Origin of the sequence: Lentzea kentuckyensis, assembly GCF_002150765.1 — a bacterium.
In the GTDB taxonomy this organism is placed as follows: domain Bacteria; phylum Actinomycetota; class Actinomycetes; order Mycobacteriales; family Pseudonocardiaceae; genus Lentzea; species Lentzea kentuckyensis.
Map to the genome: position 1 here is coordinate 24,603 of NZ_MUYM01000112.1, position 8,191 is coordinate 32,793.

Annotated in this window: 8 protein-coding genes; 5 read left to right on the forward strand and 3 right to left on the reverse strand. The window is 68.4% G+C overall.

What is annotated here, in order from left to right:
* Positions 1 to 22 precede the first annotated feature (22 nt).
* Genes B0F77_RS39415 through B0F77_RS39425 form a run of 3 tightly spaced genes read left to right on the forward strand, consistent with a single transcriptional unit; the run spans position 23 to position 4,310 of the window.
* Positions 23 to 1,621: a DUF4331 domain-containing protein gene (locus tag B0F77_RS39415; RefSeq protein ID WP_086668164.1), complete on the forward strand. Its 1,599-nt coding sequence runs from the start codon at positions 23 to 25 to the stop codon at positions 1,619 to 1,621.
* Positions 1,618 to 2,910, forward strand: coding sequence for a tetratricopeptide repeat protein (locus tag B0F77_RS39420; protein WP_086668165.1), 1,293 nt, complete (start codon positions 1,618 to 1,620; stop codon positions 2,908 to 2,910). The genes B0F77_RS39415 and B0F77_RS39420 overlap by 4 nt, the downstream gene beginning before the upstream one ends.
* Positions 2,907 to 4,310, forward strand: coding sequence for a nickel/cobalt transporter (locus B0F77_RS39425; protein ID WP_245849255.1), 1,404 nt, complete (start codon positions 2,907 to 2,909; stop codon positions 4,308 to 4,310). The genes B0F77_RS39420 and B0F77_RS39425 overlap by 4 nt, the downstream gene beginning before the upstream one ends.
* 93 nt (positions 4,311 to 4,403) lie before the next feature.
* Here B0F77_RS39425 and B0F77_RS39430 read toward each other — a convergent pair whose 3' ends face one another.
* The gene (locus B0F77_RS39430; RefSeq protein WP_086668166.1) at positions 4,404 to 5,177 is read right to left on the reverse strand and encodes an anti-sigma factor family protein; all 774 of its coding nucleotides are present in this window, start codon (positions 5,175 to 5,177) and stop codon (positions 4,404 to 4,406) included.
* Between the two features lie 206 nt (positions 5,178 to 5,383).
* Positions 5,384 to 6,133: a TetR/AcrR family transcriptional regulator gene (locus B0F77_RS39435; RefSeq protein ID WP_143467159.1), complete on the reverse strand. Its 750-nt coding sequence runs from the start codon at positions 6,131 to 6,133 to the stop codon at positions 5,384 to 5,386.
* 102 nt (positions 6,134 to 6,235) lie between these two features.
* On the opposite strand from B0F77_RS39435, the gene B0F77_RS39440 reads away from it, so the two are divergent.
* Positions 6,236 to 7,177, forward strand: a complete 942-nt coding sequence (locus B0F77_RS39440) for an ATP-binding cassette domain-containing protein (protein ID WP_086668168.1) — start codon at positions 6,236 to 6,238, stop codon at positions 7,175 to 7,177.
* Entirely contained in the window at positions 7,174 to 7,953 is a 780-nt protein-coding gene (locus B0F77_RS39445; RefSeq protein WP_086668169.1) for an ABC transporter permease, read from the forward strand. The genes B0F77_RS39440 and B0F77_RS39445 overlap by 4 nt, the downstream gene beginning before the upstream one ends.
* Positions 7,954 to 7,977: 24 nt before the next feature.
* Here B0F77_RS39445 and B0F77_RS49365 read toward each other — a convergent pair.
* Positions 7,978 to 8,191 (reverse strand): hypothetical protein (locus B0F77_RS49365; RefSeq protein WP_211294268.1); only part of this gene is annotated, 214 nt, incomplete at its 5' end.

The window sequence follows — 8,191 nt, forward strand, 5'->3', positions numbered from 1 at the left end:
TTCTCCGAAAGGTTGTCCAGAAATGTCATCACCGCACGCCCTCAGCGGTCGGCGCGGCCAGGTGGCTGCGGCCGCGCTGGTGGCCGCCACACTGCTCAACGCGGCCATGTTCGGCGGTACGAACGCCACTGCCTCGTCACACCGCGAGGCTCCGCTCATCGCGGGCGATCCGGCCGTGGACAACACGGACCTCTACGCGTTCGTCAGTCCTGACCACAAGGACACCGTGACGCTGGTCGGCAACTGGTCCGGGTTCCAGGAACCCAACGGCGGCCCCAACTTCTTCCCGTGGGCCAAGGACGCGCAGTACGACTTCAACGTCGACAACGACGGCGACGCCAAGGCCGACGTCACCCTGCGGTTCACGTTCCGCGACGACGACCGGCGCAAGAACAACACGTTCCTGTACGCCAACGGGGTCGTGGACTCGCTCGACGACGAGAACCTGTTGTTCCGCCAGCGCTACGACCTCGAGGCTCTCTACCAGAACGGCCAGAAGGTCAAGCTCGTGAACAACGCGCCGGTCGCGCCGTCGCCCAACGGGCCGGCGTCGATGCCGGACTTCAAGAAGCTGCGTGACCAGGCGATCACGCAGATCGCCGGTGGCGGCAAGGTCTACGTCGGCCCGTCCGACGACGCGTTCTTCGCCGACCTGCGGGTGTTCGACCTGCTCTACGGCGGCAACCTGAGCGAGGTCGGTCAGGACACGCTGCGCGGGTACAACGTCAACACCATCGCGATCCAGCTGCCCAAGCACGCGCTGGCGTTGAAGAACGACGTGCACCGCAACCCGAACATCGGCGTCTGGAGCACCACGCAGCGCCGCAGCCTGAAGCTCTCGCCGGGCAAGGCGGAGGCGCAGGGCGACTTCGTGCAGGTCTCCCGCCTGGGCAACCCGCTGGTGAACGAGGTCGTGGCCCCCGCGGGCCTCAAGGACGCGTTCAACGGCCTGCGCCCCGACCAGGACGCCGGCGTGAAGGAGCTCGTCGACCGGGTGGTCAACCCGGAGCTGCCGAAGCTGATCGAGGCCATCTACAAGATCCCGGCGCCGAAGGGTCAGCGCGACGACCTGGCCGAGATCTTCCTGACCGGCATCACGAAGAAGCTCGGCGGGCAGATCAACGCGGACCTGAACTCGCAGGTCAACAACGCCGACGTGGATCAGCGGCGGTTCCGCCCGAGCGAGATGCTGCGGCTGAACATGATGATCGACCCGAACGCCAACCCGAACCGTCTCGGCCTGCTCGCCGGTGACACGCAGGGCTTCCCGAACGGCCGTCGCCTGACCGACGACGTGGTGGACATCGCCGTCCAGGCGATGGAGGGTGCGGCGGCGTCCGGCAAGCTCGTCGACGCGCTGGCCACGGGTGACAAGGTCGACGCGAACGACCAGCCGTTCGAGGCGAACTTCCCGTACGTCGGCCTGCCGCGCAACGGCACGGCCGTCAACTCCTCCGGCACGACCGCGAACGTCGCGGTCAACCCGGTCGGCAAGATCGGCAACCTGGACCCGATGGCGATGACCACGGCGGTGGGCTCGGCGTTCGTGTTCGGTGCGGGCTTCTTCCTGTGGCGCAAGCGTCAGCAGGCGATCCGCAAGTACGGGTCGCACTCGAAGTGAAGTACCAACAACGGCAGGCCGTCGCGGTGGTTCTCCTGGTCACCGCGGCGCTTGCCTACCTCGCCGCCTCCGGTCCTGCCGACAGCAGGGCCGGGGGCGAGCCTCCTGTTCCGGCTGTGGCGCAGCAGAACCAGATGCATCGCGTGGTGCACCAGCTGCAGCAGCGACTGCACTCAGTGCCCCAGGACAAGTCTTCCTGGGCTCAGCTGGGTGCGTCCTATGTGGAACTGGCGCGCGTCACGGCCGACCCGACGTACTACGCGAAGGCCGAGGGCGCACTGAAGAACGCGGGCGACACGGGCCTTGCCGCCATCGGCATGGGCACGCTGGCCAACGCCCGCCACGACTTCCACACCGCCCGCGACTGGGCGGTGAAGGCGATCGCCGCACTGCCTGCCTCCGCGGAGGCGTACGGCGTGCTGGCCGACGCGTTGACGCAGCTGGGCGACGACGCGGGCGCGCAGGACGCGGTGCAGAAGATGCTGGATCTCAAGCCCAACACGGCGTCGTTCGCCCGCGCTTCCTTCCACTTCGAACTCCACGGCGACGTCGACGGCGCCCGTGACGCGATGCAGCGTGCGCTGACCGCTGCCGCGACGCCCGAGGAGATCGCGTTCTGCCGTTATCGACTCGGTGAACTCGCGTTCGACCACAACAGGCTCGACGAGGCCGCGCAGCACTACGAGCAGGGACTTGCGGCAAGAGGAGACGACATGACTCTCACTCAAGGCATGGCCAAGGTCGCTGCGGCCAGGGGCGACTCCCCGGCCGCGCTGGAGGACTACCGCAGGCTGGTGGCCCGCGCTCCTCTCCCCCAGTACCTGCAGGAGTACGCGGAGCTGCTGGAGGCGAACGGCAGGCAGGACGAGGCCGCCCGGCAGTACGACGTGCTGTCCGAGCAGCAGCGGCTGATGGAGTCGCAGGGCGCGTCCGACGACCTGGCGGCGGCGCTGATGGCCGCGGACCGCGGTGACGGCATGCAGGCCCTGCGCCGCGCGGAGGCCGAGTGGGGCCGCCGGCAGAGCGTGTTCGTGGCCGACGCGATGGCCTGGGCGCTGCACATGAACGGCCGTGACGCCGAGGCGCTGGAGTACTCGGACAAGGCCAACGCGCTGGGCTGGCAGAACGCCACGTTCTCCTACCACCGCGGCATGATCCTCGCGGCCCTGGGCCGGATCGCGGAGGCGCAGGAAGCGCTGGTGCAGGCGCTGCGGCTGAACGCGAACTTCTCGCCGCTGCAGTCGCTGAAGGCCGGCCGCAAGCTCGCCGAACTGCGAGGCGGCCGGTGAGCCTGTCCAGCTGGGTCGTGCGGCCCGTCCTGGTCGTAGCCCTCCTGCTGGCGGGCATCTTCTTCATCAACGGCGAGGCGTCCGCCCACCCGCTGGGCAACTTCAGCGTCAACCACTACCACGGGCTGCACCTGCACCCCGACCGGATCGATCTGAGATCCGTGGTCGACGTGGCGGAGATCCCGACGCTGCAGGAGAACCTGAAGGCGCGGGACGCGAGACAATGGTGTGACGAGGTCTCCCGGACGGACCGGTCCACGGTCGACGGCCGGGAGATCTCGTGGTCGCTCTCCAGCGCCACCAAGGATCATCCGGTCGGCCAGGCCGACCTCAGCACCACCCGGCTGGTCTGCGAGTTCACCGCGAAGGTGGACCTCGGCAGGCCGGCCAAGTTCGATTTCCGGGACGAGTCGAACGTCGACCGGGTCGGCTGGCGGGAGATCACCGCCGCCGGCAGCGGGATCAGGCTGACCGAGTCGCGGGTGCCGACCGAGAGCATCAGCGACGAGCTGCGGACGTACCCGGAGGATCTGCTCAGCAACCCGATGGACGTCCGTTCGGTCAGTTTCAACGCCGAACCGGGCAGCGGATCGGAGCCGAAGAAGGCTTCCGGGTCCCCCATCCAGTCGTTGAGCGTCACGGCGTCCGCCCTGAACGACATCCTGGGCAGCGACGAGCTCACGCCGTGGCTCGGGTTCCTGGCCGTCCTGCTGTCGCTGCTGCTCGGGGCGTCGCACGCGGCGTTGCCCGGTCACGGCAAGACGCTCATCGCCGCCTATCTGGCCGGTCGTCAGGGCCGGCCGCGGGACGCGTTCGTCGTCGGTGCCTCGGTGACGGCCACGCACACCGGTGGTGTGCTGGTCCTCGGCCTGGTCATCAGTGCCTCCAGCGCGCTGGCCGGCGAGCAGGTGCTGCGCTGGCTCGGCCTGGTCAGCGGTCTGCTGATCGCGGTGATCGGCGTGATGCTGCTGCGGTCCGCCCTGTCCACGACCCGTGAGCCCGCGCTGGCCGGCGTCGGTCATGGGCACGGCCACGGACATGGGCACGGTCATGGCCACGGACACGGTCATGGGCATGGCCACGGGCACGGCTACAGCCGCGCGAGCCTGATCGGCATGGGCGCGGCCAACGGCCTGGTGCCGTCGCCGTCCGCGCTCGTCGTCCTGCTGGGGGCCATGGCGCTGGGCCGGACGTGGTTCGGCGTCCTGCTGGTCGTCGGTTACGGCGTCGGCATGGCCGCCACGCTCACCGCGGTCGGACTGCTGCTCGTGAAGGCGCGGGAACGCGTCGAGAAATTCCTGGACGGTCGTGCAACTCGCGCGCTCTCGCATTACGCACCCGTCGGCACAGCCGCGATGGTGATCGTGGTGGGAGCCTGGCTCACATTGCAGGCCGTCTGATGTTCTGAATTACATCCATGTAAGCAGGGGGCCCGGATTCCACTGGAATCCGGGCCCCCTGCTTGTGTCGTTACTGTCGTTGTGCCCCTACTTCTACTTCTGCAGGTTCGCCGCCACGAATGTCTTGCCCTCGGCGTTCTCGACCAGGACGGCCTTCACCTTGTCCGGCGAGACGCTCACGATGCCCGACCTCTTGGCACCCTCGACCTTGGCCTTCTCGGACGAGGTCCAGGTGTCGACCTCGGACTTCGTGCCGTCCACCCCGACCACGATCAGCTTGCACTTCTGCGCGGCCGGCAGGCCGGTGATCTCGGCCTTGACCAGGTAGCGGTCCTGCGATGACTGCGTCATCTCCGCCACCATCCTGATCCCGCCGGTCGTCGCCTCACCCGTGTACGGCGCGGCCGTGGTGCTCGAACCAGGTGACTGGTTCTGCATGAGCACCGCGGCGCCCCCGAACGCGACCACCGCGGCTACTGCCGCGGCGGCGAGGTACCCCGGCCAGCGCCGGGACTTGGCGTGCTGCGGTTCGGGAAGTGCTTCCTCCACCGCACTCGGACTGGCTCTAGGACGAGGCTCCGCGACCCGCGGCTGCGGGACGACGGACTCGTTCCGGATCTGCCGCAGCGTGCGCTGCAGCACCAGATCCGAGGGCTTGGGCAGGTCGGCTTCGAGCTCGAGCTCGTGCAGGAATGCTTCCCGAGGGATCTCGTCGAGCACCATGCGGATCCGATGGAAGTCGGCGACCTGCGCACGGCAGGACGGACAGCCCCTCAGGTGCTGCTCCACGCCAAGACTCTCGTGCGCGTCCAGAACGCCGAGCGCGTAGCAGCCAAGGGTGACCGCGTCGTGCGCGCCAGCTGTCATACGACCTCCTCGTCGTCCCGATTCGACCCCCGCGGCGAAACGGTGTCACAAGGAAAACGCGCAGATCGGAGTGTTTGGTTCAGCCCGCGAACGAGTTCATTCTGATTGCGCATAACAATGGCATTACGTAACCGTGCAACTACTGTTCAGAGCCTGTCTGAGCAGCGCTTTTCACTCGATCGGACGACTCAAGGTGTCTCGAATGGCTACAGGCACGTCTCTCGACGAACCTGCGGTCGCTCTTCGGCTTCGATGAACACCGCCAGCCCGTCCAGGACCCGCGCGAGACCGAACTCGAACTCGTCCAGCGGCCGTTCGAAGCCGCCCGAGTTCCAGATGTGGGTCATCATCGGCAGCCGGTCGGGGGTGAAGTGCTCCCAGAGCGCCTCCCGGCCGTTCCACCAGTCCTCCTCGGACACGCCGGTCTCCCGTTCGCCCTGCACGCGGTCCGCCATCGTCCGGCCGACCCCGTCGACGAAGTGGGCGACCGCCGTGACCACGGCGACGATCTCCTCGGACGCGAGGCCCAGCTCGGAGACGACGGCGTAGGCCGCGTCCTGACGGGTCATGGCGTGCGGGCCCGGCATCCGCCGTGACGTCGTGAGCTGCAGCATCCACGGGTGCGCGCGGTACATCGCCCACATCTGCCGCGCGAAGAACTCCAGCCCCTCCCGCCACGGCCCCGCGGGGGTGCGCTCGGTCTCGCCCCACACCGCGTCGACCATCAGGTCCAGCAGCTCGGACTTGCCGGGCACGTGCCGGTACAGCGACATCGCCGTGTTGCCCAGCGTCTCGGCGACCCGGCGCATGGTGAGCGCGTCGATCCCGTCGGCGTCGGCCACCTTGATGGCCGCCTCGACGACCCGCGACTGGCTCAGCGCGGCCTTCGGACCCCGCGTCGCCTCGGCCGGTGGCTCCCACAGCAGACGGATGCTCCGGTCCCGGTCGCTCTTCACCCAGCCCCCTCTGTTCACACCTCGCTTGCGAGTGAATCCTAGAACCGTGTACAACGTACACCTGGTGTACAACGTAAGCAGTTAAGCCACGGGGGTGAAGTCGTGGGACACGCGGTGCTCGCGGAAGGCCTGCGGAAGAGTTTCAGCGAGAAGGCGGCGCTGGACGGGTTCGACCTGGCCGTACCGGCCGGAACGGTGTGCGGGCTGCTCGGGCCGAACGGCGCCGGCAAGACGACGGCGGTGCGGATCCTGGCCACGTTGCTGCGCCTGGACGGCGGCCGCGCCGAGGTGGCGGGCTTCGACGTGGCACGGGAGGCGCCCCAGGTACGGCGCCAGGTGGCGTTGAACGGCCAGCAGTCGACGGTGGACGACGTGCTGACCGGCAGGGAGAACCTGGTGATGTGGGGGCGGCTCTACCACCTCTCCCAGCGCCAGGCCTCGCTCCGCGCCGATGAGCTGCTGGAGCAGTTCGGCCTCACCGACGCCGCCGACAAGCGGGCCAAGCAGTACTCGGGCGGCATGCGGCGGCGCCTGGACCTGGCGTCGAGCTTCATCCAGCGGCCGTCGGTGCTGTTCCTGGACGAACCGACCACCGGCCTCGACCCGCGCAACCGCGGTGAGGTGTGGCGGGAGGTGAAGCGGGTTGTCACGGAGGGCACGACGGTGCTGCTGACCACGCAGTACCTGGACGAGGCCGACCAGCTCGCGGACCAGATCGTCGTGCTGGACACCGGCCGGGTGGCCGCGCAGGGCACGCCGGACCAGCTCAAGTCCAAGCTCGGCGGCGACCGGATCGAGGTCGTGGTCCGCACCGCCGAGGAACTGCCGGTCGTGCGGGACGTGCTCGGGCCGGACGCCGAGGTGGACGCCGACGGGTTCCGGGTGAGCGCCGCGGTGATCGATCGCGTGGCAGCGCTGACGCGGGTGACGTCGGCACTGGCCGCGCGGGGCGTGGAGGCGGAGGACATCGCGCTGCGCAGGCCGACGCTCGACGAGGTCTTCCTGGCCATCACCGGACACAAGGCCTCGGAGGTGCCGGCATGAGGTATGCGGTGGTCGACTCGTGGGTCGTGGCGAAGCGCGACCTGATCCACTGGCTGCGCGAGCCCGTCAGGGTGTTCGCGAACCTCGCCTACCCGATCATCTCGGTGCTGATCTTCGGGCTGGTCTTCGGCAGCGCGATGAACGTGTTCGGCGGCGGTGCCTACATCGAGTTCCTGCTGCCCGGCATGTTCGGCCAGACCATCGCGTTCGGCGTCGGCACCACGCTGATGATGGTGTCGATGGACGCCGACCGGGGCGTGACGGACCGGTTCCGCGCCTCGCCGATGTCGCAGACCGGGGTGGTGGCCGGGCGCAGCATCGCCGACCTGGTGAACTCCTCGCTGGAGTTGCTGGTGCTGGCGCTGTGCGGGCTGGTGATCGGCTGGTCGTTCCACGACGGGCTGCTCAACGCGCTGGTCGCGTTCGCGCTGTTCCTCTGGCTGCGGTTCGCGCTGGTCTGGGTCGGCATCTACCTGGGCCTGCTGGTCAAACCCGAGGCCGCGCAGGCGTCGTGGATGTTCCTGTTCCCGCTGACGATGTTCGCGAACACGTTCGTCTCACCGGAGCTGATGCCGGGCTGGCTGCGGGTGGTGGCCGAGTGGAACCCGCTGTCGTCCACGGTGGCGGCGGCGCGGGAGCTGTTCGGCAATCCCGGTGTCGGCGGCGACTCGTGGGCGGCGCAGCACTCGCTGCTACTGGCGGTGCTGTGGCCCGCGGTGTTCGTGGCGGTCTTCTGGCCGCTGTCGGTGCTGAAGTACCGCAACCTCAGCCGCTAAGCAGGCTGCCAGAAGTTGTGTCCGTTACTCGCCTGACGGACGCCCGTTCGGCTTGATGGCGTCTGCAAGTACCGCCAACTCAACATCAACAGGCACTTTTCTACTACCAACAGGGCGGTTCTGGACGGAGGACACGGCAACGGTTCGTCGGGTGACGAACCGGTTGGGTGTAGTTGAGGGCGATTCGATCAAGAGTTGGTGGTACTTGCAGACGCGCTCGGCATCAACGAGTCGTGAG